Origin of the sequence: Brachybacterium sp. Marseille-Q7125, assembly GCF_023062615.1 — a bacterium.
Classification (GTDB): domain Bacteria; phylum Actinomycetota; class Actinomycetes; order Actinomycetales; family Dermabacteraceae; genus Brachybacterium.
Genome location: NZ_JALLAL010000026.1, coordinates 15,602 through 40,707 on the forward strand (window position 1 = coordinate 15,602; position 25,106 = coordinate 40,707).

Genomic DNA, 25,106 nt, shown 5'->3' on the forward strand with positions numbered 1-25,106 from the left:
GGGCCGACGGGGACGGATGCCCCCGGGACCAGGTGACCGACGAGGGCCGGGCGGCTTCGGTCAGTCGCCGGTGAGCTCGCGGGAGCGCTCCATCGACGCGGCCATCGCGGAGGCGATACCGCCGCGCACGCCCTGACGTTCGAACTCGGCGAGAGCCTCGACGGTGGTGCCGCCGGGGCTCGAGACGCCGTTCTTCGCGACGGCGGCGTGGGTGCCGGATTCGATGAGCATGGTGGCGGCGCCGCGGACGGTCTGCTGCACCAGCTGCGAGGCGAGGTCCCGCTTCAGGCCTTCACGCACGGCCTCATCGGTCATCGCCTCGATGAGGGCGAACACGAGGGCGGACAGCGACCCGGCGGCGCCGATGAAGGCGTGGACCTGGTCCTCGGTGATGTCCACGACCACCCCGGCGCGGGAGAACAGGGCGTGCAGGAGGTCGTGCTGCGCAGTGGTGAGGCCTGTGCTCATCAGGCCCACAGCGCCCTCCCCCACGCTGATGGGGGTGTTCGGCATGGCGCGAGCGATGGGCTGCGCCTCCGGGAGGACGCCCGCCATCTGCTCAAGCGTCACGGCGGCGGCGAGCGACAGCACGAGGGTGTCCGCGCCGAGGTGCTCGCGCAGCTCGGTGAGGACGCCCGTGACCTGGTAGGGCTTCACGCCGAGAACGACCACATCGGCCCCCTGCACGCCCTCCTCCCGGGAGGCGGCGGCGGTGGCGCCGAGCTGCTGGGCGGCACGCTCGCTGGAGGCGGGCGTCGAGTTCGCGATGCGCAGCCGCTCCCCCGGCACCCCGGCGGCGAGCATGCTCGTGACCACGGGCCCGCCCATATTCCCCGCGCCGATCACGGCGACGGTCAGGCGCGAGAGGTCCGGGAGGTCGGCAGCGGGGCTGTCAGGGGTGTCGGTAGTGTTCATGCTCCCAGGGTAGGGCTCGCGCTCACGACGCGCTGTGGTTGCCGATCCGGTTCTCGAGCACCACGAGCAGCTGCACCGCGAGCACGCCCGCGACAGCCAGACCCAGCATGAGCAGCCAGTCACCGCCCGGGGCGTGCAGGCCGCCGCCCTCGTCCTGCCAGGGCCACAGGCTCTTCAGCGCGCCGATCATGATCCCGGCAAGCACCACCATGGTGCCGCGGTGGTGGTGGACCAGCAGGTAGCGCATGGCCCGCACGATGACGATCAGGCCGATGACGGCCCACAGCCCGAACCAGGCGATGTACCCCAGATCCCGCTGGTCCACGGCCTGCAGGGTGGGCTGGTAGAGCCCCAGGCTCAGCAAGATGAAGGACCCGGAGATGCCGGGCAGCACGAGCGCGCACACGGCGATCGCGGCGGCCGGGGCGATGATCCACGGGCTCGGATCCAGGGAGGTGACGGGAAGGGAGGTGAAGACCAGTCCGCCGAGGACGCCGAGGGCGAACAGTCCCAGCTCCTTCGCGCGCCAGGCCCCACCGGACAGCCGCATCGGCACCAGCACGGACCCGGCGACGAGGCCGAAGAAGATCGCGCGCATGGTCGCGGGATAGGTCTCCACCAGGTGCGCCATCGGCCCGGCGATCGTGAGGACCGCGAGCGCCATCCCGATCACCAGCGGGATCACGAGGCGCCAGGAGACCCGGGCGAGGCTCTGCCGCATTCCGGCCACCCGATCCGGGCCGAGCACAAGGTTCTTCGCGGCGGACGTGAGGTGGTGACCGGAGGCGATGAGGTCGTCGTAGATCCCGGTGACCAGGGCGACGGTGCCGCCGCTGACGCCGGGCACGGTCTCCACCAGGCCGATCAGCGCGCCGCGCACGAGATTCCCGAGCAGGCTGCGGCGCGGCGCCGGCTGCTCCTCAGGGGCGGTCACGGCGGTGGTGTTCTCGGTGCTCATCGGCCCTTTCCCCAGTGCGGCGGGATCTCCCGGGTGATCCGGGCATCATCGGCGGTCGGTGTGCGGCGCGGGGCGCCAGCCTCATCCTCGTCGGGTTCTGCGGGCCAGTCCATCGGCTTGCCGGTGAGAGAGGAGATCACCACACGGGAGGGCCGACGGGGCCTCTCCCCCGTCGGCCGTGTCACTGCCGCTCCTGGTAGCGGCGGATCGCGGAGGACACCGAGACGTCCAGCAGCACGGAGCGCTGCTCGAAGCCCAGGAAGGCGCGAACTTCGGTGGCCAGGTGCTCTTCGAGGCGGGCGCGGCCGTCGGAGCAGATGTACTCCACCACCGCGTCGAAGTCCTCGCTCGAGTAGAAGGACAGGGGGTGGCCGGCGGGGATCTGCGGGCGCGGCAGGCGGTGGCGGATGGTGCCCACGCCCGACGGGGAGCTCGTGGACTCCTCGGCCTCGACCAGGCGCAGGGCCCGGTCCAGGGCGCGGCGAATCCGCTCGGCCTCGCCGTCGGGGTCGATGAACAGCGCCCAGGACCACACGCGCTCGGTGGCCCAGCCGGCCTCCTCGAGGCGCTGCGCCCGCAGGCGGTCGCGCTCACGCTGGCTAGGGGTGGCGACGTAGTGATCGCCGTCGGTGTCCACCGCGAGCAGCAGGCGGCCGGGCAGGTCCGGGTGTCCGAGCGCCAGCTCGATCCGGTCCTCCCCGGTGCCGAAGTCGCGTTCGATCAGCAGGCCCAGGCGGGCCAGGCGGTCGGCGAGGTCGTGGACGAGGGCGTCGGTCTCGAGCGGCCGCGGGGCGGAGTCCTCGGTGGGAGCCGGTTCCGGGTCCGACGTCGGCGCAGCGTCCGCCACCGGTTCCGCAGCAGGCTGCGCCGCGTCCGCGTCCGCCGGCTCCTCGGCCGCCTCACCCTCGTCCGCGTCCTCCGCGACCGGGCCCGCGGTCTTGCGGGCCAGGACAGCGTCGATCGCGGCATCGAGGTCCGCATCGGACATCGCATCCGGCGCTTCGGCGGGCTCACTGCCCGCTGCGGGGTCGTCGACCGCTTCCGGCTCCGTCCCCGTCGGCTCCTCGTCTTCCGGCGCGGGGGTGGCCTCTTCCACCACGGGTGGCGCCACCTCGGTGTCCTCCCCGGACAGCTGCGCCACCTGCGGCACCACGGGCACATCCGCGCCGCCCTGCAGCACCCACAGCAGGGCTCGCAGGTCGCGGGCGCCGTCGGTGCGCAGCCGGGCGTGGTCCAGCTCCTGCACCGCCAGGCCCGAGACGAGCGTGGTGCGGCCGCGGGCGCGGGTGATCACCGTGGCCAGGGCCTTGCGGCCGCTCGGCGAGGACAGCGGCCCGAAGTTGTGCAGCACGCGACCGTGCGGGGTCTTGCCGAAGCCCAGCGAGATGATCACGTCATCGCGCGTGACGGCGGCGGCCTGCGCGGCGGGCACCACGACGAAGGGCTCGGTCGCGGCGGGGTCGAAGAAATCGCGCAGCGCCGGGATCACCGCGACGGTGTGCATGATCCGCTCCATGAGGCGCCGGGCATGCGGTTCGGTGATGGTCAGCACCGCCAGGGAGCGTTCGGGCCGGGTGCGGGCATGCTCGATGACGAGGTCCGTGACGCGCCGCAGCTCCGCCTCGGTGCTCTCCACGTAGTCCCGGCCCTCGGTGACAGGGCCGCGGGCGTCCTCGACCACCAGCAGGCGGTCCTGTTCGAGGCCGACGGGGCTGGGCACGGTGCGGACCGGGCCCACCAGCCCGCGGCGCTGCGCGAAGGCGCGCATGCCCTCGGTGGCGGGATGCGGGTCCCGCCGCACTTCATGGTGCGGGGCGATGCGCAGCATGTCCTCGAGCACGCTCGCGGATTCCTCGCCGCCGTACTCGAGGACATCGCCCACCACGACGGTCTGGGTGCCGCGCACGATCGAGGGCAGCGCGGCTGCCGTGGGAAGACGGCCCCCGTCGGCCACGATCACCACATCGAAGTGCCGTCCGCGCGGGATGACCTGCGGCACCAGGTACGGGGAGGCGAGCCAGGCGGGCCGGGCCGCGAACAGGATGTCCTCGTACTTCGCGGCGAGGTCGCGGATGGACACCGTGGAGGAGCGGGCGAGCTCCGCGATCGCCGAACGGGAGGTGTCCGGGTAGGCCTTCATCGTCGCCACGCGCGTCTCATCGGCGGCGGCATGCACGCGTGCGGAGGAGGCCGCGAGGTATTCGGCGTCCAGGCGGCGGAACCGTTCGGCCACCTGGGACAGGGAGGTGCCGTCGTACTGGGAGAGGGTCGGCTCGGCGCCCGCGATGAGCTCCAGGACGCTGCGCCACCAGGCGAGCTCCAGCTCATCGGACACCTGCTCGCGCGGGACGCGGCGGGAGCGCAGGTCCTCGACCAGCTCCCCGAGGCCGTCGAAGCTCAGGCGGCGCAGCAGTTCGGTGCGGCGCGGCAGGGTTGCAAGGTCCTCGCGGGTATCGCGAAGTGCGGCGGTGCGGCGCTCGAGCTCCTCCAGCTCCGTGCTCGCGAGGTCGGTGCCCATCTCGGTGCCGTCCAGCAGCACCGCGAGCTCATCGAGGATCCTCTGGGTGTTCTGCGCGGCGCGGTGGACGGCCTCGAGGTCCTTCGGGACGCTGGGGCGGCTGCTGCGCTCCCCGGGGGCGGGGGCGGTGGCCTCCCGCCACTGGGCGTCTACGGCCCGCACTTCCAGCAGGTCGCGGTGCAGGTCCGGGGACAGCGCGGCGGGGCGCTGCAGAGCCTGGGCTTGTTTGCGCAGGCGGCGGCGGGTTCCGAAGCCCATCGTCACACCGTGCTCCTCGCGCCACTGCTTCTCCGCGGTGGCGGCCACGAAATCGGCCACGGGGGCGGAGAACACGGCGGGCTGGAATGTGGCGAGCAGCCCCTGGACGCGGTCCAGCAGGCGCAGGCGCCGCTGCAGCTGCTCGAGGGTAGTGGGCTCGGCGAGCCCGAGCTCGCTGCCGGCGGCGGCGCAGGCGCGGCGCAGCCGCGGGAGGGTCTCCTCATGCAGCTGATCCACGAGCTCTTCGGCGCGGGCGGCTTGGGTGTCGGAACTGATGGGCGCGCCGTACCAGGCGCTGGTCTCCGGGCCCGCGGTCAGCACACCCACCTCAGCGGCCTCGCGCAGGGAGGCGGCGTAGCGCTCCCGCTCGGAGCCGACCATGCTCGCGGCCACGTCGGCGGGCAGACGCACGGCGGTGCGCGGGGCCGGGTGCAGGCGGGTCAGGGCGGCGAGGGCGCTGATCGCTTCATGCGCGGATGCACCCCAGGGCTCCTGCTGGCGGTGCATCGCCTCGACGTGCCCCACCAGGATGTCGCGGCTCTCGGTGAGCTCCGCGGGGGCGGCGTCGGCGTCGGTCAGGCCGTGGGTGCCGGCGCGGCGCAGGCTGCGCAGCAGGGCGGCGGAGGCGTTGCGCTGCAGCGATGGGTCCGGAGAGAGGTCGAAGACCAGTTCATCGAGGTCGCGCTCCTGGGCGGTGCGCACCAGCTGGGCGAGGTTGCGGCGGCGCTGGGAGACGATGAGCACGCTGCGGCCGCGGGCGTTGAGCTCCGCAGCGAGGTCCACCACGAGGTCGAGCCCCGTCGTGCCGGGGGCGACGGGCACGGCGAGGTCCTGCCCGGTGAGGACCTGTTCGAGCACGGAGCGATGCTCGGGGTCCACGGCCGCGACGAGCTCTTCCTCCGGGACGGTTTCCACCTGGGCCTGCTCGCGCTTCTCGCGCAGCGCGGCGGTGGCCTCGGCGTCCCCGGCGAGGGCGGCGATGAGGTCGCTGGCGGCCCAGTCCTCCTGGTCGTGGGCGAGGTCTGCGGCGACGGAACCGGCGGCGTCCATGAGGTTCCCGACCACGAGGGCGTGGCGGATCGTGAAGCCGGGCAGCGGCTGGCCGAGCGAACGGAAGGCGTCGAGCACCGGGGTGGGGTCGAAGCCGTGGGGGCCATCGGTGGTGCCCAGCAGCGCGCGGGCATCGACCGCCACGCCGGAGTCGCGCAGGGCGCGCAGCAGCACGGGGTTCAGGTCCGCGGTGGCGTCGACCTCGAGGTCCACGTCCTCGCGGGCGTTGCCCCGCAGCCGCAGGGTGATGGGGCGCACGAGCACGGGGGCGTGGATCGGTTCGGATCCGTCGGCCGGATGCCAGATCGCCTCGCCGATGCCGAGGTGGCAGGTGGTCAGGCCCACCTCTTCGGCGTGCCGTTCGGCGATCTCGCGGATGGTGCGGGCGTGGGCGCGGGCGTCGGCGAGCGCCCCGACCTCGCGGACCAGGGAGGACAGGCGGGTGGGGCCGCGGCCGGCCAGCAGCTGGGCGAGCCCGGAGGGATGGGAGTGGGTGAGGTCCAGCACCACACCGGCGCCGCGGATCTGGGTGAGGAACGACGGGGCGGTGTCGTCACCGGCGATCTGCTGGGCCCAGCGATCCAGGGCATCGGCCACTCGATCCTCACGGGTCAGGGGGCGGTCCGCAAGGCGCGGGGCGAGCAGCTCCGCCTCGTCCTGCTCGGGGGCGATCCCGGCGCCGACGTCCTCAGCGTGGGGATCCAGCACCACATCGACGTCGCTGTGCGGCCCATCGGCAGCCGTCTCGCCCCGGGGACTCTTCCGGGCGGCGTGACCAGTGCGCTCGGAACGCTCGGTCTCGTCGGCCTGCGCGTTCTCGCGCTCGCGCTGGGCGGCGACCTCGCGGCGTTCCGCAGCGAGGGCGGACAGGGCGTCGTCGCGCCGCGTCGTCGGCTCAGCCGGGGACTCGGCGCGCTTCTCGGCACGCTTCTTGCCGCGCAGGAAACTCCACATGGCGCCTCACGCTACCGGGACAGCGGCCCCCACCAGCGCAGGCGTGCCGGGGGCTGCTTCCGGTCCTCGTCACAGGGCCCCGCGCGCTCACACTTCGTGCAGCCGCACGGAGTTCTCCGCGAGGTGCTCGCGCAGATCCGCGGGGACGGGCCCGGCGAGGACCAGGTCGGTCAGCAGCGCTACGGGGCAGATCCCGGCGAGCGCCCGATGCCCCACCTTGTCGACACTCGCGAGGCCGACGACGCGGCGGGAGTGGCCGATCATCGTGCGGGTCACCCCGGCTTCGGCCTCGGAGTTGCAGGTGAGCCCGGCTCTCACATCGAGCCCGACGGTCCCGACGAACATGGTGTCCAGCCACAGGTCGCGCATGGTCGCGGTGGCCAGCGGACCGGTGAGCTCGAAGGAGTACGGCTCAGCGACACCGCCCAGGACGACGGTGCGCACGTTCGGGCGCAGCACCGCTTCGGTGGCGATGTTCAGCGCGGCGCAGACGATGGTCAGGCCCGGGCGTCCATCGCGGGCGTCGAGGTCGGGGCGGGCGAGGATGCGTCGGGCGGTGGAGCTCGTGCTGCGCCCGCCGTTGACGCCGATGATCTGCCCGGGCTCGACGAGGGCGGCGGCGCAGGTGGCGACGCGTTCACGGGCGGCGGCGGTCTCATCGGCCTTGCGCGGCCCGGCGGCCAGGGAGTAGGCGACGTCGACGGCGATGATTCCGCCGTGAGTGCGGCGGGCCAGCTGGGCGCGCTCCATCTCCACGAAGTCGCGCCGCACCGTGGACTCGCTGACGCCGAGCTCCGCGGCGACCTGCGAGACAGAGAGCTGCCGGGTGGCGGACAGCTGCGTCAGCACATGGTCCCAGCGGGCGCTGCGGGACATGCCGCGGGTGGCTGGTTCTGCGGGGGTTGTGGGGCCGGTGGGGCGTGTGGGGCTGTTCGGGGACGCGGGACTGCTCGCACTCACGCAGCGAGTATTGCTCAGATCATGGTCAGCTGCGGCGCTTCCGCGCAGTTTCGCGCACCCGTGCGGGTCATACCCAGGTCACGTTTGAATCACGAGAGGCCCATCGTTACGGTGACTGCGTCGCCCCGACCGGGGTGGTCACGCGAACGAAAGGACATGATCATGGGCTTCGACGACGCACTGAACAAGGCCAAGGGCTTCGCCGACGACAACCCGGACAAGGTCGAGAAGGGCATCGACACCGCCTCCGATCAGCTCAAGGAGCGCACGGGCGGCAAGCACGACGAGCACATCGACCGCGGCTCCGATGCCGCGAAGGACCACCTGGGCCTCGGCGGCCAGGACAAGAAGCAGGACAAGTGATCCTGTCGGCTCTCTGAGCATTCGACGAAGCCCCCGGCGCTGCGGCGTCGGGGGCTTCGTCATGCGCGGGCTCGCGCCCAGCGGCCCCCAGCTCAGCTGCGGCGGCGCAGGATGCCAAGCGCCGCAGCGATGACTCCGCCCACGAGGACCAGCAGAATCAGCCCCAGGACGGGCACGGACAGGCCCCCGGCATCGGAGGACTCCCCCGCGCCGGGCGTGGACTCCGCCGCCTCAGCACTGGAGCCGCCCGCCTCAGCCCCGTCGGCCGAGTCACCGTCGCCACCGGCAGCGGCGCCGTCGTTGCCGTCGCCGCTGTCAGAGCTTTCGGTGCCCGCAGCCCCGTCGTCCCCCTTGCCGGCCGGAGCTTCCTCACCCTGTTCAACGGTGATGGTGAAGGACCCTTCGATGGGGTGGCCGTCGCCGGAGACGACGCGCCAGGCGACGGTGTGGGTGCCGCGCGGCAGCGGGTCCTCGAGCGCGGCGGTGACGGTGGGGCCCTCGACCTGCGGGGTGATGTCGGCGAGCTGGGTGCCGTCCTCGGTGGTGATCCGTACGACGGGGCTGACGTCCAGCAGGTCGCCGGAGAAGGTGAGGGTGAGCTCCTCGGGGCTGGTCTCGAGGGAGGCGCCGTCCTCGGGATCGGTGCTGATGAGGGTGTCGTGCGCGCGGGCGGGTGCGGGCAGCGCGAGCACGAGCGCCAGCAGCACCGCAAGCAGCAGGCTGAGGGCGAGGGCCAGCCGCGGCCGCCGATCCCCGGCCACGGAGGCCAGCGGTGTCCGGGGGCCGACGAAGCGGATCAGCTGCGGGGTCATTCCTGCAGGTTACGCGAGGTTGCTGGGGATCTCGACAGCGTGCTCGAGCACGGGCAGGGCGCGGCGGGCCTGCGCCACTTCGGCGAGGTCCAGGTCCACCAGCAGCATTCCGGGGTCCGCCCCGAGCTCGGCACGCACAGACCCCAGGGGACCGATGGCGGCGCTGTGACCGATGCCGCGCGGGGCAGTGCCGTCGTAGCCCTCGGGCGCGGACTGGTCGGCGGCGAGAATGATGCTGGTGGAATCCAGGGCGCGGGCGCGCAGCAGCAGCTGGAGCTGCTCACGCTTGCCGGCGCCGGCAGCCCACGCCACGGGCACCAGGATCGCGTGGGCGCCGCGGCGGGCGAGCGCCGTGAACTGCTCGGGGAAGCGGATGTCGTAGCAGGTGGCGATGCCGAAGCAGGTGCCGTCCAGCTCGATCGTGACGAGCTGATCGCCGGGGGCGACGGTGCGGGATTCCCCGCTGCCGAAGGCATCGAACAGGTGGATCTTGCGGTACTCGGCGTGCGGGGTGCCGCCAGGGCCGCGCACCAGCACGGTGTTGTGGACGCGGCCGTCGTGGGCGGGTGTGAAGGATCCGGCGACGATCACGAGCCGATGCTGCTCGGCGAGCTCCTGCAGGAGCGCATCGAACGCCTCGCCGCGCGTCACAGCAGCCTCGTGCAGGTCGGTGCCGAAGGGGGTGAGGACCGCTTCGGGCAGCAGGAGCAGCCGCGCTCCACCCTCGGCGGCGCGGGCGGCGGCCTCCCGGATCCGCTGCTCGGTGAGGTGCGGGTCCTCGCCCACCTCGATCTGCGCGATCGCCACGCGCGGCCCCGCGGCGGCACGGACCTGGCTGAGGCTGCGGGCGGTGTCGATGTCCGCGTCCTCCGCGCCGGTCGCCGCGCGGGTCGTGAGCTCGTCCGAGCCCAGTTCGGCGTATAGGCGCTTCATGCTCATACCCGCCCATCCGCCATCGGCGCCGCGGGTTGCCTCGAGCGCGGCGCGCAGGCGCCCGAGCGGCCAGGCGGCGGCGAGGAACTGGGTGTGGCCTGCAGCATCGATGAGGGCATGCACTCCCCCGGTCCGCGCGCCGTCGGCGAGCTGCGCGAGGGTTTCGGGGCGCAGCAGCGGCATATCTCCGGCGAGCAGCAGCACGGGCGCCGCATCCGGGAGCTCGCGCAGTTCCTCGAGGCCGCGAGCGAGTGCCGCGGCGGGCCCGGAGCGCGGCGGGTCTTCGACCACGAAGGTGGCAACGTGCCGGGCGGCGAGCTGGTCCCCGTCGGCTGCGCGCGGTCCCACCACCACCCGGGGGCCGATGGGGCTCGCGCGCAGCACCCGCTCCAGCGCGCTCGCCCCGGCCACGGCGATGCGGGTCTTCTCCGTGCCGCCCAGGCGGGTCGCGGCGCCGCCGGCGAGGATCACGGTGGCGGTGTGAAGAGCGGACTGCTGTGCTGCGCTGGACATAGGTCGATCCTGCCACGGGCGGTACGATGGTCCCCGGTCCGCGCCCGGTTTGCGCACTGTGTAAGTCGGCGGCGGCCCATCAGCCCTCGTAGCTCAGGGGATAGAGCACCGCTCTCCTAAAGCGGGTGTCGGACGTTCGAATCGTCTCGGGGGCACCAGAGAAGTAGCAGGTCAGGAAGACGCGACGGCTTCCTGGCCTCTCTTCTTTTCGGCGATACTACGCAGCCAATACGCAGTGCTCTCAGCCCGACGCTCGCCGAGGCAGCAGCGACCTTCCCGTCACCGCCGCGCCGTGCCGCGGCCTCGTGGATCGCGCGGATCACCGCCTCCTGCGGCGTGACCCCGTCGGCATCGGTCAAGCATGCGAGGATCCGCTCGTCCTCCGCGGACAAGCTGCAACGTCATCTCCTTAGCCGCCCTCACCCCTCCCGGCGTCGCTTCTCGAACTCCTCGAGCCGCGTCCGCACCTCTCGGCGCAGCACCTTGCCCATCTCGTTGCGGGGTAGCTCGGCGAGCACATGGAATTGTTGCGGCACCTTGTACGCGGCGATGCGCTCCTTGAGGCGCAGGCGCAGCGCCTCGACGTCGGGCAGCACGCCGTCGGGGGTGACGATCGCGGCGATGACCTCCTCGGACCCGTTCTCATCGGCCCAGCCCACCACGGCGCTGTCGTCGATGCCCTCCGCGCGCAGCGCGTCCTCCACCTCGGAGGGGTAGACGTTGAAACCGCCGGTGATGACCATCTCCTTGAGGCGGTCCACGATGCGCAGGAACCCGTTGTCGCCCATGACGGCGATGTCGCCGGTGCGGAACCAGCCGTCGTGGAACGCGGCGGTGGTCTCCTCGGGGCGGTTGCGGTACCCGACGAACACCTGGGGTCCGCGCGCCAGGATCTCCCCCGGCTCGCCGGGCTCCACTTCGCGCGAGGGGTCATCGGGGTCCACCAAGCGCAGGTCCGTATCCGGGAACGGCACGCCGATCGAGCCGGCCTCGCGGGTCTCGTCCACCGGGTTGCCGGCGAGGATCGGGGAGCACTCGGTCATGCCGTAGCCCTCGATCAGCAGGCCGCCGGTGGCGCTCTCCCACGCCTCGATGAGCTCGGGCTTCAGCGGCATCGCCCCGGCGATCCCGGTGCGGATGCCCTGCAGGGACTGGCCGCGCTCGTGCGCTCCCTGCACGACGCGGTCGAACAGCGGTGGCACGGCGATCATCATGGTGGGGGTGCGCCGCCGGATCGCGTCCAAGATCAGCCCGGTCTCCGGCTTGGGGATGAGGTGCAGCATTGCGCCGACGGTCAGCCCGGCGTTCATCGACAGTGAGCAGCCGAAGACGTGGAACAGCGGCAGGCAGGCCATGAAAACTTCCTTGCCGGGCTGCAGCGGCGTCACCCATTCGATGGCCTGCGTCGTGGTCGCGAGGAGGTTCCGATGGGTCAGCGGCACACCCTTGGGGCGGCCAGTGGTTCCGGAGGTGTACAGCAGCAGCGCCACGTCCTCATTCGCGGGCCGGTTCGCGGCGGGGACGGACTCTGCGGCGCCGCGCAGCATGTCCGCGAAGTCAAGCGTCCCCTCCGGGGCGGGCTGAGACAGCTGAGCGCGGGACTGGCGGGCTTTAGCGATGGGCAGGCGCAGCAGCAGGCGCTTCGCCCAGGTCATCTCCTCCAGCAGGTCGATCGCGATGATCGTACGCGGCCGGTGCTCCGCGGGCAGGTCGTGAATGGTCTGCGCGGCGGCATTCCACACGATCGCGACGTCCGCTCGATGGTCGGCGAACAGCGGCGCGAGCTCCTGGGTGGGGTACAGCGGATTGTGCTCGACGACGGTGCCGCCGCAGGCGAGGACCGCGTAGAACGCGACCACGTGCTGCGGGCAGGTGGGCATCAGCAGCGCGACCGTGGACCCGGGACCCACGCCCAGGGCGTGCAGGCTCGATGCGACCTGCTCGACCTGCTCGCCGAGCTGGGCGTAGCTGGTGCGGCGGGCGAAGAAGTCCAGGGCGGGCTTGTCACCGTAGGTGCGCACTGCCTCGTCGAACTCGTCGATCAGCGAGCCGGAAGGATAGTCCAGGCCGCGCCGACGCACCCCGTCGGCGTAGGCGGAGCTCCAGCAGTCCTCGGGCGTGGCCATGGCGGGTCCTCACAGGGGAGATGGACGAGAGGGCGGAGTGGCGGCGGCCGACGCTGGCCACCTGCGCAAAAGGTACTCGATGCGGGCCGACGGGCAGCGGTCTCAGGCCGACTGCCCGGTCAGCTGATCCCGCACCTGCTTGCGCAGCACCTTGCCGAGCAGGGAGCGCGGCAGCTCGGTCACCACATGCACCGCCCGCGGCGCCTTGTAGGCGGCGAGCTGCTCCTTGGCGAAGGCGCGCAGCTCCTCGCGGCTGGGCTCCTGGGCGCCAGGCTCGAGGACGATCACGGCGGTGACCTCCTCTCCCCCGTCGGCCCGAGGGATGCCCACCACGGCCGCTTCGGCGATCGCGGGGTGGGTGAGCAGCACGTGCTCCACTTCGGTGGGTGAGACGTTGAAGCCGCCGGTGATGATGAGCTCCTTGGCCCGGTCCACGATGGTGGTAAAGCCGTCGGCGTCCTGTGTGACCACATCACCGGTGCGCAGCCAGCCGCCGGGCAGCAACGCGGCCGCGGTCTCCTCGGGGTTGTCCCAGTAGCCGCGGAAGACCTGCGGGCCCCGCACGAGCAGTTCACCCTGCTCGCCGCGCTCCACCTCACGGCTGGGATCCTCGGGGTCCACAACCTTCACGTCGGTGGAGGGGAAGGGGATGCCGATGGTGCCGGTGCGGCGCGAGGGCGCGAAGGGGTTGCCGAGCAGCACCGGAGAGGCCTCGGTCATGCCGTAACCCTCCACGAGCAGGCCGCCGGAGACCTCCTCCCAGTCCTCGACGATCCGGTCGGTCAGAGCCATCGCCCCGGAGATGCAGTACGTCGCCGAGGAGATGTCCACGCCGCGTTCCTTGGCGCGGGCGGCGGTGCGCTCGTAGATCGGCGGGACCGCGCAGTACACGGTGGCCGGGGACTTCTTCCACGCATCGAGCACCATGTCCACGTCGAACCGCGGGAACAGCACGATCCGGGCACGTTTGAGAATCCCGAAGGTGAGGTAGAGCGTCATGCCGAAGGCGTGGAACATCGGCAGCAGTGCGTAGATCGTCTCCCGGCCGTCCTGCGCCTCGATCATCCAGGCGGCGCCCTGCAGGGCGTTGGAGTACAGGTTCCGATGGGTGAGCATCGCGCCCTTGGGCCGTCCGGTGGTGCCGGAGGTGTACTGGATGACCGCGAGGTCCTCGAGGCCCGGGCGCGGGTGCTTCCGGGCGATCCGCCCTCCGGCCAGGAGCTTCGACCACGGGACGGTGCCGCGCACCCGGGTGTGCAGGGCGCGGCGCTTCGCCCGCAGGGACGGTACCGGCAGGCTCAGGGCCAGGCGCTTCACCAACGGGAAGGCCTCCAGCAGGTTCACCGAGACGATGTGCCGCACCGTGATGTCCGCGGGCAGGGCCTGGACCTTGTCCACCACGCTGTCCCAGGCGATGACCACTTCGGCGCGGTGGTCCTCGAACAGGTGGCGGATCTCCGGTGCGGTGTACAGCGGGTTGTGCTCCACCACGACGCCGCCGATGCGCAGCACGGCGTAGAACGCGACGAGGTGCTGGGGGCTGTTGGGCAGGATCAGCGCCACCCGGTCCCCCGGCTTCACGCCAAGGTCCAACAGACCCTGGGCGGCGCGCTTGACCTGCTGGCCGAGCTCGCGGTAGCTGGTCGTGGCGCCGAAGAACTCAAGGGCGGTGCGGCGCCCGCCGCGGGAGACGGCGTCCTCGAACATCTCCACGAGCGAAGTGGTGGGCGGAGTGATCTGGGCGGGCACGCCCTGCTGGTAGTGCCGGGTCCAGGGGTGCGTCGGTGTGCTCACGCGCCAATCTTACGCGAGCGTAAGTTGCGTCGGAGGGCGTAGCTCAGCCGGCCTTCCGCTCGGCCGCGAGGCGTTGCTCGACCGAGGGCCAGATCCGCTCCAGCAGGTCCTCGCTCGTGACCACGCCGCGGATGCGGGCGGGCCCGTCATCGGGCACCACGACGGCCAGCAGGCGGCGCTGGGTGCGCATCTGCTCGACGGCTTCCATGATCGTGGTGGATTCGCGCAGCTGCAGTGTCTGGATCGCGAGGTCCGCGGCGGGGGTGGCGGGGTCGGCCAGGAGCGTGTCGCGCACATGCACCATGCGCACCTCACGGTGCCCGTCCGCGGTGCTCGGCCCATCCGCGGTGCCCGGTCTGTCCGCAGTGCTCGGCCCGTCCAGCGGCGGCGGTTCCAGCAGGATGCGGAAGTGGCCGGATCGACGCGCGGCCTCTTGGACGTCGGAGACGGTCGCATCCGGCGCCACCGCGGTGGGCCGGACGGTGCGCGGGGCGATGATGTCTCCGACGCTCGTCTGGTGGAGGCTGATGAGGGTGCGCAGCTGATCACCGGAGGTCTCATCGAGCACGCCCTGGGCGGCGGAGTGCTGGACGAGGGTGGCGAGCATATCGGCGTCGTATCCGCGGGCGACGGCGCGATCCACGGGCTCCTCCCCGGCGAGGGACACCAGGCGGTTGGCCATGTGGTTGATCCAGCTCAGCAGCGGGCGCAGCACGGTGACGATCGTGTTGCCCACCGGGGAGACGAGCTTCGCGGCGGTCTCGGGGTGGGCGATCGCCCAGGACTTCGGGGCCATCTCCCCCACCACGAGGTGCAGGAACGTGACGATGAACAGGGCGATCCCGAAGGAGACCGCGTAGCTGGCGGCGGCGGGCAGGCCGATGGCCTCCAGCACGGGCCCCAGTAGCTGCTGCACCGCGGGTTTGGCGACCGCGCCGAGAGCGAAGGTGGCCCCGGTGATGCCGAGCTGGGCGGCGGCGAGCATCATCGTCAGCTGGTTCTGGGCGCGCAGGGCGGCGCGGGCCGAGCCGGAGGATTCCGCCTCCTCCTCGAGGCGGGAGCTCCGGGCGGCCAGCAGCGCGAACTCGATGATGACGAAGAACGCGGAGATGACGATGATCAGCGCGGACAGGGGCAGGGAGAGGAACCAGGGCATCAGCGAGTCTCCTCCCCGTCGACGGCCACGGATCCGGTGGCGCGCGGCTCGCGGCCCCTATCGCCGTCGGCCTCGCCGGCCTCACCGCGCCCGTCGCCCTCGCCGGCCTCGTCGCGCTCGTCAGTCTCGCGAGCGTCCTCATCGCCGGGCCGTTCGGGCTCGATGAGCTCGGCGCGCAGCACGGAAGGCACGTGGTGGTCGATCTCCTGGACGGTCAGGCGCAGCAGGCGGGCCTCGGGCTCATCGTCCTCGAGGAAATCCTCGCCCTGGGCAGGCAGCTCCACATCGTGCGTCTGCCCCTCTTCCGGGAGGGAGCCGTACTCGGCGATGAGCAGCCCGGCGACGGTCTCGTACTCCCCCTCGGGCAGGTCGGAGCCGATGGCCCGTTCGAGCTCGTCAACGTGCACGTCCCCGTCGAGGATCCAGGTGTTCTCCCCGGCAGCGGTGATCTCTTCGGTCTCCTCCTCGTCATCGTGCTCGTCCACGAGCTCCCCGAAGACCTCCTCGGCGATGTCCTCCATGGACAGCAGTCCGGTGAAGCCGCCGTACTCGTCGATCACGCAGGCCAGGCGTTCGCTGCGGCGGCGCAGCTCGGAGACGGCATCGGGCAGGCTCATGAGCTCCGGCAGCACGCAGGGCTCGCGCATGATCACGGTGACGGGCTCATCGGAGGCGTGCGGGGTGCTCATCACATCGAGCATGTGCACCACGCCGACGGGGTTGTGCTCCTCGTCGATCACGGGGTAGCGGGTGTGCTCGGTGGCCATGAGGGTGCGGACCTCGCCGATGGTGGTTTCGGGGTCCACGACGTCAGCGCGGGTGCGGGGGATCATGGCGTGCTCGACGTCCTGCTCGGGGAAGTCGAGCATGCGGTCGATGGTCAGGAACTCCTCATCGGTGAGGTCCCCGGTCTCGCGGGAGGTGGCGACGATGTGCTCGAGGTCCTCGGCGGTGGCGGAGGAGTCCACGTCCTCCACCGGCTGGATCCGCACGAGCTTCAGGAAGCTGTTGGCGGACCAGTCGAAGAAGTGCACGATCCAGCCGAACAGCAGCAGGTAGATGCGGGTGGGGCGGGCCAGCACGAGCGCGGACTTCATGGGCGCGGCGATCGTGTAGTTCTTGGGGAACAGCTCGCCGAAGATCATCTGCACCACGGTGGAGATGAGCAGCGCGAGGACGGTGCCGACAGTGACGGAGACCGCGGCGGGCACGCCCACATCTCCCAGCAGCGCGCCGAGACCCTCGCCGACGAAGGGCTCGGCCACGAAGCCCACCAGCAGGCCGGTGACGGTGATGCCCAGCTGTGCGCCGGAGAGCATGAAGGAGGTGCGCTCGGTGATCTTCAGGGCGGCCTGCGCGCGGCCGTCACCGCTCTCCGCTGCGGTGCGCAGGCGGTTGCGGTCCACCGACATGTAGGCGAACTCCTGGGCCACGAAGAAGCCGTTGGCCGCGATGAGCGCGAGGATGGCCAGCCCGCCCAGGAGGACGAACCCGATGGCTGTCGTGGTGCTCACCGCCGACCTGCCCGGAAAGGATCGGGTTCGGGGCGTTCAGCGCACTCCATGGGATATGTGGCACCTCGGGGGTCGGCGGCAGGAGCTGGTGGTGCGCGCCCATGGGGCGCCCGCTCAGGCTATCAACGGGCACCCGGGAGGCGGCTGTGATGTCTCGCGCCGACGGGATCAGTCGGCGGCCGCGGCGATCTGCTCGAGCTGGGTGCGGTCGCGCAGGGCAGTCCAGCGTCGCCCGGAGTCGCTCAGGCCCTGTTTCTTCCAGCGGGACATGACGCGGGAGACGGATTCGGCAGTGGACCCGGCGAGACCCGCGAGGTCCGCACGGGACAGCGGCACCTCGAGCAGCACGCCCACTTCAACCCCCCTCACCATCCGGAAACCCGCCACGAATCGCCGGAACAGCCTGCACCTTTTACTTGGGCTTGACTTTCTTGACGGCCACTTGGCACAGTGTGCGCTCGTACGGCACGGCCCCGGGTGGAACCGCCGCCCCCGTGCCGCCCGAAGGGGAACGACATGAGCTCGACCACCACGACGCAGCGCACCCGCCGCGTCCTGACTCTCGCCGCTGCTGCTGCCCTGCTGGGCCTGAGCGCCTGCGGCGGCTCCCCCGAGGAGCCCGCCACGCAGGACCCCGCGCCCGCGCAGGAGCAGGAGGGCGGCACGGGCGAGGACACCGATGACCGCGACGACTCTGACGACTCGGATGACTCTGACAGCTCTGATGACTCCGCCGCAACGGACGATTCGGATGCCGATGATGCGGACGACGACGCCGACGGTGACGACGGGGACGTCGATGATCAGGCCGGCGGTCAGGTCCCGGTCGAGGAGCGCCCCTTTGTGGCGCTGACCGCCGATGTGACTAGCGGCGAGGGCAGCGGTGCGCCATGGGCGGCCGATGATCTCGCGGCGGCGCTGGCTGCCGAGATCGGCGGGGAGGACGCCGAGGGTGCGGCGACCTGCAAGAACGACCTCTCGCTCAGCCCGGGGTCCCGGGTCGTCTGCAGCGCCTACCCGAACACCCCGGACGGTGAGGCCAATACCGAGCAGGTGCCGTGGACGGCCTACACGGTCTCGGTGCCCGTGGACGGCGGGCCGGGCGCGGGCCGGGGCGTGCTGTTCGTGCGCGGCGGCGGCTTCCCCGCGGACGCCGCGGACGATCTGGATATGGACGACGTCATGTTCACCGGCAACCGCACGGGCTCGATGGCCCTCGCGGAGGACATCAGCGCCAAGGACCTGGGGCAGCGCACACTCGATGCTCTGACCTCGGACACTGCCCTGATCGATGCGCGCCAGACAGCGGACTGGAAGAAGGTCACCTGCGAGGACGGCCTGAGTGCGAAGGGCTATGAGGTGGCCGACTGCACGGCGAGCACGGGCGACGGCCGGGAGGTCGATCTCAAGGTCGCCCCGGGCACCTGGGTGGGCTATGACCACGGTCTGCTGATCGGGATCTCGGTCGAGGACGTTGTGGAGTGAGTCCCGCGGATGAGGTGACCTCTGCGTGAGCGCAGCGTGACGGCGCGTCGCACCGAGCGGTGCGGCGCGCCGTTGCTCGTTCAGCCCACCGCCCGTTCAGCCCAGGCGTTCCTGCAGGATCCCGAGGAACTCATCGGCTCGATCCACCTGGGCGGCGAGCTTCTCGCGACGTTCGCGGGCGTCGTCGAGCCGCGCCTCCAGGGCGGCGCGGGCCTGCTGGCGACGCTCCCCATCGGCCGCCTCATCCTCGAGCACATCCAGCAGCTCCAGCAGTTCGCCCATCTCCGCGGTGGAGTAGCCGAGCGCCTTCATCCGTCGGATGGTCATCAAGCGCCGCAGGTCCTCCTCGGTGTAGAGGCGGAAACCTCCCTCAGTGCGACCGGTGGGCGGGATCAGGCCGATGGCCTCGTAGTGCCGCAGTGTGCGGGAGGACAGCCCGGTGCGTTCGGCGAACTGGCCGATGTGCATGTTCATGGGGCTCCTCCTCGAGTCCTCGCGCACCCTCCCGACCCCTCGTATTCGGACAGGTCAGCACCATGTGGGCAAGCGCACGGGGCTGGGCTCTCGGCGCAACCCTAACAAGCGGTTAAGGTGGTGCTGAACCTTCTCATCGCGTCAAGGTTTGCTCTCCCCCGCCACCGTCGGCTCCTGCCGTCGCTGCACCCTGCCCTGACCCGCTTCTCGGTCGCTCCTCTACTTTTCCGCCTGCCGCCGTCGGCCCCGTCTCTTCTCCCAGGAGTCTTCTGTGCCTGCCGCCCCAGCGCCCACCACACCGCCCGCGCACGCCCCCACCCCGGAGGAGCGCCAGAGCGTCCTGGCGGCCCTGCGCCGTCCCGCGTGGCTGAAGACCGAGGTGCTGGCCGGCCTGGTGGTGGCGCTCGCGCTGATCCCGGAGGCGATCGCGTTCTCGATCATCGCGGGCGTGGATCCGCGGGTGGGACTGTTCTCCTCTTTCACCATGGCGGTGACCACGGCGATCCTGGGCGGTCGGCCGGCGATGATCTCCGCCGCGACCGGTGCGGTGGCGCTCGTCATCGCCCCGCTCGTGCGGGATTACGACGTGGACTACATGATCGCCGCGGTGATCCTGGCGGGCGTATTCCAGGTGATCCTCGCGCTGCTGGGCGCGGCAAAGCTCATGCGGTTCATCCCGCGGCAGGTGATGGTCGGCTTCGTCAATGCGCTCGCGATCCTCATCTTCCTCTCGCAGGTGCCGGAGCTGCTGGGGGTGCCGTGGCTGGTGTATCCGCTGCTGGCGCTGAGCCTGCTGATCGTGTTCGGGCTGCCCAAGCTGACCACGGCGGTGCCGGCGCCGCTGGTGGCGATCGTGGTGCTGACGATCATCGTGGTGGCTGCGCGGATCGAGGTGCCGACGGTGGGCGACAAGGGCGAGCTGCCCAGCTCCCTGCCCACCCTGTTCATCCCCGATGTGCCGTTCACGCTCGAGACCCTGCGGATCATCGCGCCATACGCGCTGGGCATGGCGCTCGTGGGGCTCATGGAGTCGCTCATGACGGCGAAGCTCGTGGATGACATCACCGATACCCGCTCGGACAAGACCCGCGAGTCCTGGGGGCAGGGCGTCGCGAACATCGTCAGCGGCTTCTTCGGCGGTATGGGCGGCTGCGCGATGATCGGCCAGACCATGATCAATGTGCGCGCCTCGGGCGCCCGCACGCGCCTGTCCACGTTCCTGGCGGGCGTGTTCCTGCTGATCCTCGTGGTGGCCCTCGGCGACATCGTCGGGCTGATCCCGATGGCCGTGCTCGTGGCAGTCATGATCTTCGTGTCCGTGACCACCTTCGACTGGCATTCGATCCACCCCCGCACCCTCGCCTACATGCCGAAATCCGAGACCACGGTGATGGTGGTGACCGTGGTGGGCACGGTCGCGACCGACAACCTGGCCGTCGGCGTGGTGCTCGGCGTACTGGTGGCGATGGTCGCCTTCGCACAGCGCGTGGCGCACCTGGTGCACGTGGAGCGCACCCTCGAGGAGCGGGCCGACGGGACCGCGGTGGCGCGCTACACCGTGGACGGCGAGCTGTTCTTCGCCTCCTCGAACGACCTGTACATGATGTTCCGCTACGCGGAGGACCCGCAGCACGTGGTGATCGACCTGTCGAACTCCCACCTGTGGGACGCCTCGACGGTGGCGGCCGTGGATGCGATCACGGAGAAGTACCACCGCCACGGCACCGAGGTCGATGTGGTCGGGCTGAACAAGGCCAGTCGACGCATGCGGGTGCGGCTCGCGCACCTGCGGTGAGGCGCACTCCCACTACCCTCCTGGCATGACCTCTTCCCCGTCCGCTCCCCCGCCGCAGCCCCGCTCGACCCCGCAGCGGCGACGCTTCGACGCCACGTGGCTGCCCTTCGGGATGATGATCGGCTTCATCCTGGGCATGGGGATCGGCCTGGTGGTGGTGGACAACCTGTTCCTCGGCGCCCTGGTGGGCCTTGCGGTGGGCGCAGGCCTGGGCATCGCGCTGGGACGGCGCGGCAGCGTCCCGGACAGCGCCGCGGAGGAGGACGCGCTCGATGAGGAGCACCGCCGCGCCCACGGCGACCACGTTGCCCCGCGGCGCCCCGATTCTGGGCGCTGACTAGCGATCTCTGGGCGCTGACCAGCGTTTTCTGGGCGCCGACGTGCGCTCCTCCCTGAGGTCTCCGCGCGGTGCACAGAATCTTCACCCAACCACCGCAGCGATGTCATGAATATTCCTTGCCCCTTGACCCTTTGGCACCGTGTGTCGCGGACCGCCGCGGCTCGGTCCACGACGGGAACGCCGTCTCCGAGTCGCTGAGGAGGGACAACAGCCATGACCACAGCACACATCGCACGACGTTCGCGTGCCGCGCTGGCACTGGCCGCCTCGACCGCGCTGCTGTCACTGGCAGCCTGCGGGACCGACACCGCTGCCCAGCAGGGGGATGCTCCGGCCGAGCAGGCTGAGCAGTCCACAGGCGACGGCGGGCAATCCGACAGCGAGGGCGAGCAGTCAGGGGACGGTGCAGGGACCGGCACGGGTGCGGGCGAGGATGAGGCCGCGGCGGGTCAGGGGGACCCGACGCGCATCGTCCTGGCTGCCGACCTCGAGGGCCAGGGCTCGGTGTGGGACCTCCTCGTCGCACCAGGCACCTACGTCGACAACGACAACGGTCTGCTGGTGGGCATCGGCAGCCCGCACGACATCTGATCCCACGAGACACCGCAGCGCCGTGACGGCGCAGCCCGTCGGCTGCTGACCCCGGCCGGTCAGGTCCCTCACCCGGACCTGACCGGCCGGGGCGTGCTGTCGTACGGTATCCATGGCGACGTCCGCTGGGGGGCGCGCCCGTGCCCGGGACGACCCGCGGCGCGCTGACCGGGGAGGACGGCCTCCGAGGAGGACCGCATGACCCCGCCTGATGCCCCGGGTGCACCGTCTTTTGCTGCGGCGCTGCGCCGCATCCTGGACCGTCCCGCGCTGACGCGGCTGCTCATCGGGTGGGGCGCCGTGCTCGCTCTGGCTCATGCGGCACCCGCTCTCGTCGGCCCTCTGCCGGGCTTGGCGCTCATCGCGCTGTTCGGGGCCGTGGTCGCGGTGATCGTCATCGCCGCCGGCGGCGTGGTCGCGCAGGCGGAGGCGCTCGCGCAGCGGCTGGGCGACCCCTACGGCACGCTCGTGCTGACGCTCTCGATCGTGGTGATCGAGGTGATCCTCATCGCCGCGGTGATGCTGGGGCCAGGGCAGAGCGCCACCATCGCGCGGGACTCGGTGATGGCGGTGTCGATGATCATCATGAACCTGGTGCTGGGGCTGTGCCTGCTGATCGGCGGGCTGCGGCAGGGGCAGCTGGCGCTGCAGCGGGTGGGCACCTCGGCGTACCTCGTGCTGCTGGTGCTGCTGGGGGCGACGGCCTTCGCCCTGCCCGCACAGATCGGGGAGGCGGGGCAGTTCCGGCCGGTGCAGGCGGTGGTAGTCGCGGCGTTGACGATGGGGCTGTACGCGCTGTTCCTGTGGCGGCAGATGGGGGCGCAGGCCGCGGAGTTCCAGGAGGTGGAGTTCCGGGAAGCGGTGGATGCGCCTGCCCGCCCGCCCCTGCGCACCGTCCTGCGGGAGCATCGCGCGGAGCTGCTGCTGCGCACGGGCCTGCTGGTCGCGACGGTGCTGCCAATCGTGCTGCTGGCCGAGCACATGGCGGCGCTGGTGGAGGATGGCCTGTCCCGGCTGGGGGCACCGCACGCGCTCGCCGGGCTGCTGATCGCGATGATCGTGTTCACCCCCGAGTCGCTGACGGCGGTGAGGGCGGTGCTGGGCGGCGAGGTGCAGCGCGTGGCGAACCTGTGCCACGGGGCGCTGGTGTCCACGTACGCCCTCACGATCCCGACGGTGCTGCTGCTGGGGCTCGTGACCGCCGCGCCGGTGGTGCTCGCGGAGTCCGGGGCGAATCTGCTGCTGCTCGGGGTGACGTTCGCCCTCGCGGCGATCTCGGCGGCCTCCCCGCGGGTGACGGCCGTGCACGGGGCGGCGCATCTGATGCTGTTCGCGCTGTACGTGCTGGCGCTGTTCGCCTGAGCGCGGCGCGGCGAGGGGGCGGCGGGAGCGAGGGCGGTAGGCTCGCGATGTGAATGCGACGACGCTGCTGATCCCCACCGATGACGGCGACCTGCCCGGCCTGCTGTGGCTGCCGGAGAACCTCGAGGAGCCGGTGCCCGGTCTCGTGGTGCTGCAGGAGATCTTCGGGCTGTCCGACTATGTGCAGCAGCGCTGCGCCGATCTCGCGGCCCTGGGGTACGCGGTGCTGGCCCCGCAGCTGTTCGCGCGCCTGGACCCGCCGGTGGTGGGGGTGCCCGACGGCGAGGATTTCGAGGCCTGGCTCGGGGAGGGTATGGCGCTGACGCAGGCGCTGCCGTGGGATCGGGCGGAGGCCGATGCGCTTGCGGCGCTCGCGGCGCTGCGGGCCCATGGCGTGGTGGACTCCGAGCGGGTGGGCCTGCTGGGCTTCTGCTACGGCGGCGGCCTGGCCTTCTCCACCGCGGCGGCGGCGATCCGGGAGCAGCGGCCACCGTCGGTCCTGGTCTCCTACTACGGGTCCGCGCTGCCGCAGCTGCTGGAGCACGCGGAGATCGTGGATGTGCCGAGCCTGCATCACTTCGGGACCGCAGATGCGTTCATCGAGATGCCGATGGTGGAGCAGATCCGTGCGGCGGTCACCGCCGACGGCGCGCGCGAGCAGGTCGAGTTCCGCCTCCACGATGGCGCAGGGCATGCCTTCGACAACCCGCATCCGGGGCTGTTCGACGCCGATGCGGCCGAGGCCGCCTGGCAGCAGACGGTGGCGTTCCTCGCGAAGACGCTCCCCAGCCGAGGCTGAGGAGCGTCGCGAGGCTGTTCGTCACAACCCGTCGGCCCTTTCCGCTCCGTCGGCCCTCTCCACCCCGGCGACGGGGACCTCCCGGCCCTCGCGCGCCGAGGCGTAGCAGGCGTCGATCACGCGGGCGCGCCGCAGCGCAAGGGAGCCGTCATGCGCGGCGTGCTCACCCGAGCGGACCGCGGCGAGGAAGTCCGCGATCGCGCCGGCGTGGCCGCGGTCCTCGCCGGGGGCGGGGTGCAGCTCGGCGGGCGTGCCGGCCACCTCGGTCCACACGGTGATCTTCGGGCCGGTGGGCGCGCCCCATTCGATGGTGGCCCCACCCTCGTCGCCGTAGAGGGTGACGTAGCACAGGTCGTGCGGGATCCACTGGGCCCAGGACGCCTCCAGCAGCACGGTCTCCCCGCCCTCGAGACGGAGGAAGGCGGTGGCGAGGTCCTCGACCTCGAAGGGCACGCCCTCCTCCACGGCGGAGACGCCGAAGCCGGAGCCGCCGCGGCCCTTGGGGCCGAATTCGGCGTGGGTGCTCGCGGAGGCCGCGGTGACCTCGGGCTCACCCATGAGGTGCAGGGTCATGTCCAGCATGTGGATGCCGATGTCCATCATGGCGCCGCCGCCGGAGCTCTCCGCCTTGGTGAACCAGGTGCCGAGCCCGGGGATGCCCTGTCGGCGGATCCACCCGGTCTTGGCGTAGTAGATGGAGCCGAGCACACCGGCGTCCACGATGTCCTTGAGCGCCGTGACGTCTCCGCGCCGACGGTGGTTGAAGGAGACGTCCAGCACGCGTCCGGTGCGGCGGGCTGCCTCGACCATCTCCGCGGCGGCGTCCCCGGTCTGCGCCATCGGCTTCTCGGTGAGGACGTGCACGCCTGCCTCGAGTGCGGCGGTCGCCATCGGGGCATGTAGGAACGTGGGGGTGGCGATGGAGACGACGTCGAGCCGGGCTTCGGCGAGCATCTGCTGCCAGTCCTGGTAGAGACCCGGGACGTCATGCTCGGAGCCGAAGCGGTCCAGCAGATGCTGCTCCATGGCGGACAGCGCCACGAGCTCGACGGAGGGATCAGCGGCGTAGGCAGCCAGGTGCTGCTGCCCAGCCCACCCCAGACCGATCACCCCGGCGCGCAGCGGGCGGGGGTCAGCGGGGCCGACGGGGGCTAAGCCAGTGGTGGCGGCGCTGTCGGCGGGGTCGGTACCAGCAGAGGCGGTGCCAGCGGGGGCGGGGGCGGCGGGGGGGGGGGCGGGGGGGGCGGCGGGCGGCGGGGGCCCTCCCGGGTGGGGGCGAGCCGGCGCAGCGGGGGTGTCCCGCCGGCCATCCCCCCTGGTCCGTGCGCGCCGGAGCGTCCCGCCCGGGCTCCCACGGGGGGTCGGTATCCCGGCCCCCCCCCCCCCCTCCCGGGCCCCCGAAACCCCGCCCCCCAACCGCGCCGCCCCGCGCGCCC

General features: G+C 71.8%; 21 protein-coding genes and 1 tRNA gene. 8 read left to right on the plus strand and 14 right to left on the minus strand.

What is annotated here, in order from left to right; all coding sequences use genetic code 11:
• Nucleotides 1–60 precede the first annotated feature (60 nt).
• From proC to MU407_RS08140, 5 genes are all read right to left on the minus strand, one after another.
• Nucleotides 61–915, minus strand: a complete 855-nt coding sequence (gene proC, locus MU407_RS08120; protein ID WP_246956643.1) for a pyrroline-5-carboxylate reductase — start codon at nt 913–915, stop codon at nt 61–63.
• A 22-nt stretch (nt 916–937) separates the two neighbouring features.
• Nucleotides 938–1,873 carry a DUF368 domain-containing protein gene (locus MU407_RS08125; RefSeq protein ID WP_246956644.1) on the minus strand — a complete coding sequence of 312 codons (936 nt, stop codon included), beginning with the start codon at nt 1,871–1,873 and terminating at the stop codon, nt 938–940.
• Entirely contained in the window at nt 1,870–2,058 is a 189-nt protein-coding gene (locus MU407_RS08130) for a hypothetical protein (protein ID WP_102235440.1), read from the minus strand. Before MU407_RS08130 ends, MU407_RS08125 begins: the two co-directional genes overlap by 4 nt.
• Nucleotides 2,055–6,653, minus strand: a complete 4,599-nt coding sequence (locus MU407_RS08135) for a hypothetical protein (protein WP_246956645.1) — start codon at nt 6,651–6,653, stop codon at nt 2,055–2,057. Before MU407_RS08135 ends, MU407_RS08130 begins: the two co-directional genes overlap by 4 nt.
• An 87-nt stretch (nt 6,654–6,740) precedes the next feature.
• Nucleotides 6,741–7,529 carry a DeoR/GlpR family DNA-binding transcription regulator gene (locus tag MU407_RS08140; RefSeq protein WP_246956646.1) on the minus strand — a complete coding sequence of 263 codons (789 nt, stop codon included), beginning with the start codon at nt 7,527–7,529 and terminating at the stop codon, nt 6,741–6,743.
• 246 nt (nt 7,530–7,775) lie between these two features.
• On the opposite strand from MU407_RS08140, the gene MU407_RS08145 reads away from it, so the two are divergent.
• Nucleotides 7,776–7,976: an antitoxin gene (locus MU407_RS08145; protein WP_102235557.1), complete on the plus strand. Its 201-nt coding sequence runs from the start codon at nt 7,776–7,778 to the stop codon at nt 7,974–7,976.
• 92 nt (nt 7,977–8,068) lie between these two features.
• On the opposite strand, the gene MU407_RS08150 is transcribed toward MU407_RS08145, so the two are convergent.
• Nucleotides 8,069–8,788 carry a copper resistance CopC family protein gene (locus MU407_RS08150; protein ID WP_246956647.1) on the minus strand — a complete coding sequence of 240 codons (720 nt, stop codon included), beginning with the start codon at nt 8,786–8,788 and terminating at the stop codon, nt 8,069–8,071.
• Between the two features lie 9 nt (nt 8,789–8,797).
• The gene (locus MU407_RS08155; RefSeq protein ID WP_246956648.1) at nt 8,798–10,234 is read right to left on the minus strand and encodes a nitrilase-related carbon-nitrogen hydrolase; all 1,437 of its coding nucleotides are present in this window, start codon (nt 10,232–10,234) and stop codon (nt 8,798–8,800) included.
• An 82-nt stretch (nt 10,235–10,316) separates the two neighbouring features.
• Here MU407_RS08155 and MU407_RS08160 point away from each other — a divergent pair.
• Nucleotides 10,317–10,392, plus strand: a tRNA-Arg gene (locus MU407_RS08160).
• A gap of 261 nt (nt 10,393–10,653) precedes the next feature.
• Here MU407_RS08160 and MU407_RS08165 read toward each other — a convergent pair.
• The 5 genes from MU407_RS08165 to MU407_RS08185 all read right to left on the minus strand — a co-directional run bounded on the left by MU407_RS08165 (nt 10,654) and on the right by MU407_RS08185 (nt 17,196).
• Nucleotides 10,654–12,360 carry an AMP-binding protein gene (locus MU407_RS08165; RefSeq protein WP_246956649.1) on the minus strand — a complete coding sequence of 569 codons (1,707 nt, stop codon included), beginning with the start codon at nt 12,358–12,360 and terminating at the stop codon, nt 10,654–10,656.
• A 102-nt stretch (nt 12,361–12,462) separates the two neighbouring features.
• Entirely contained in the window at nt 12,463–14,154 is a 1,692-nt protein-coding gene (locus tag MU407_RS08170; RefSeq protein ID WP_246956650.1) for a long-chain-fatty-acid--CoA ligase, read from the minus strand.
• Between the two features lie 43 nt (nt 14,155–14,197).
• Complete coding sequence (locus tag MU407_RS08175) at nt 14,198–15,310, minus strand: hemolysin family protein (protein ID WP_199173864.1); 1,113 nt, start codon at nt 15,308–15,310, stop codon at nt 14,198–14,200.
• Nucleotides 15,310–16,824, minus strand: a complete 1,515-nt coding sequence (locus tag MU407_RS08180; protein ID WP_199173865.1) for a hemolysin family protein — start codon at nt 16,822–16,824, stop codon at nt 15,310–15,312. Before MU407_RS08180 ends, MU407_RS08175 begins: the two co-directional genes overlap by 1 nt.
• A gap of 168 nt (nt 16,825–16,992) precedes the next feature.
• Nucleotides 16,993–17,196, minus strand: a complete 204-nt coding sequence (locus MU407_RS08185) for a helix-turn-helix domain-containing protein (RefSeq protein WP_102235448.1) — start codon at nt 17,194–17,196, stop codon at nt 16,993–16,995.
• Between the two features lie 144 nt (nt 17,197–17,340).
• On the opposite strand from MU407_RS08185, the gene MU407_RS08190 reads away from it, so the two are divergent.
• Entirely contained in the window at nt 17,341–18,309 is a 969-nt protein-coding gene (locus MU407_RS08190) for a hypothetical protein (RefSeq protein WP_246956651.1), read from the plus strand.
• A gap of 96 nt (nt 18,310–18,405) precedes the next feature.
• Here the strand turns inward: MU407_RS08190 and MU407_RS08195 are convergent, their stop codons facing one another.
• Nucleotides 18,406–18,777 carry a MerR family transcriptional regulator gene (locus MU407_RS08195; protein ID WP_246956658.1) on the minus strand — a complete coding sequence of 124 codons (372 nt, stop codon included), beginning with the start codon at nt 18,775–18,777 and terminating at the stop codon, nt 18,406–18,408.
• A 277-nt stretch (nt 18,778–19,054) separates the two neighbouring features.
• On the opposite strand from MU407_RS08195, the gene MU407_RS08200 reads away from it, so the two are divergent.
• The 5 genes from MU407_RS08200 to MU407_RS08220 all read left to right on the plus strand — a co-directional run bounded on the left by MU407_RS08200 (nt 19,055) and on the right by MU407_RS08220 (nt 23,670).
• A complete protein-coding gene (locus tag MU407_RS08200; protein WP_246956652.1) occupies nt 19,055–20,578 on the plus strand; it encodes a SulP family inorganic anion transporter in 1,524 nt (507 codons plus the stop codon).
• A 25-nt stretch (nt 20,579–20,603) separates the two neighbouring features.
• Entirely contained in the window at nt 20,604–20,915 is a 312-nt protein-coding gene (locus MU407_RS08205) for a hypothetical protein (RefSeq protein WP_102235451.1), read from the plus strand.
• A gap of 216 nt (nt 20,916–21,131) precedes the next feature.
• Nucleotides 21,132–21,509: a hypothetical protein gene (locus MU407_RS08210; protein ID WP_246956653.1), complete on the plus strand. Its 378-nt coding sequence runs from the start codon at nt 21,132–21,134 to the stop codon at nt 21,507–21,509.
• A gap of 198 nt (nt 21,510–21,707) precedes the next feature.
• Nucleotides 21,708–22,871: a calcium:proton antiporter gene (locus tag MU407_RS08215; RefSeq protein WP_246956654.1), complete on the plus strand. Its 1,164-nt coding sequence runs from the start codon at nt 21,708–21,710 to the stop codon at nt 22,869–22,871.
• Between the two features lie 49 nt (nt 22,872–22,920).
• Nucleotides 22,921–23,670, plus strand: coding sequence for a dienelactone hydrolase family protein (locus MU407_RS08220; RefSeq protein WP_102235454.1), 750 nt, complete (start codon nt 22,921–22,923; stop codon nt 23,668–23,670).
• A gap of 21 nt (nt 23,671–23,691) precedes the next feature.
• On the opposite strand, the gene MU407_RS08225 is transcribed toward MU407_RS08220, so the two are convergent.
• On the minus strand, nt 23,692–24,780 hold the full coding sequence (locus MU407_RS08225) for a Gfo/Idh/MocA family oxidoreductase (protein WP_246956655.1): 1,089 nt from the start codon (nt 24,778–24,780) through the stop codon (nt 23,692–23,694).
• Nucleotides 24,781–25,106: the final 326 nt, after the last annotated feature.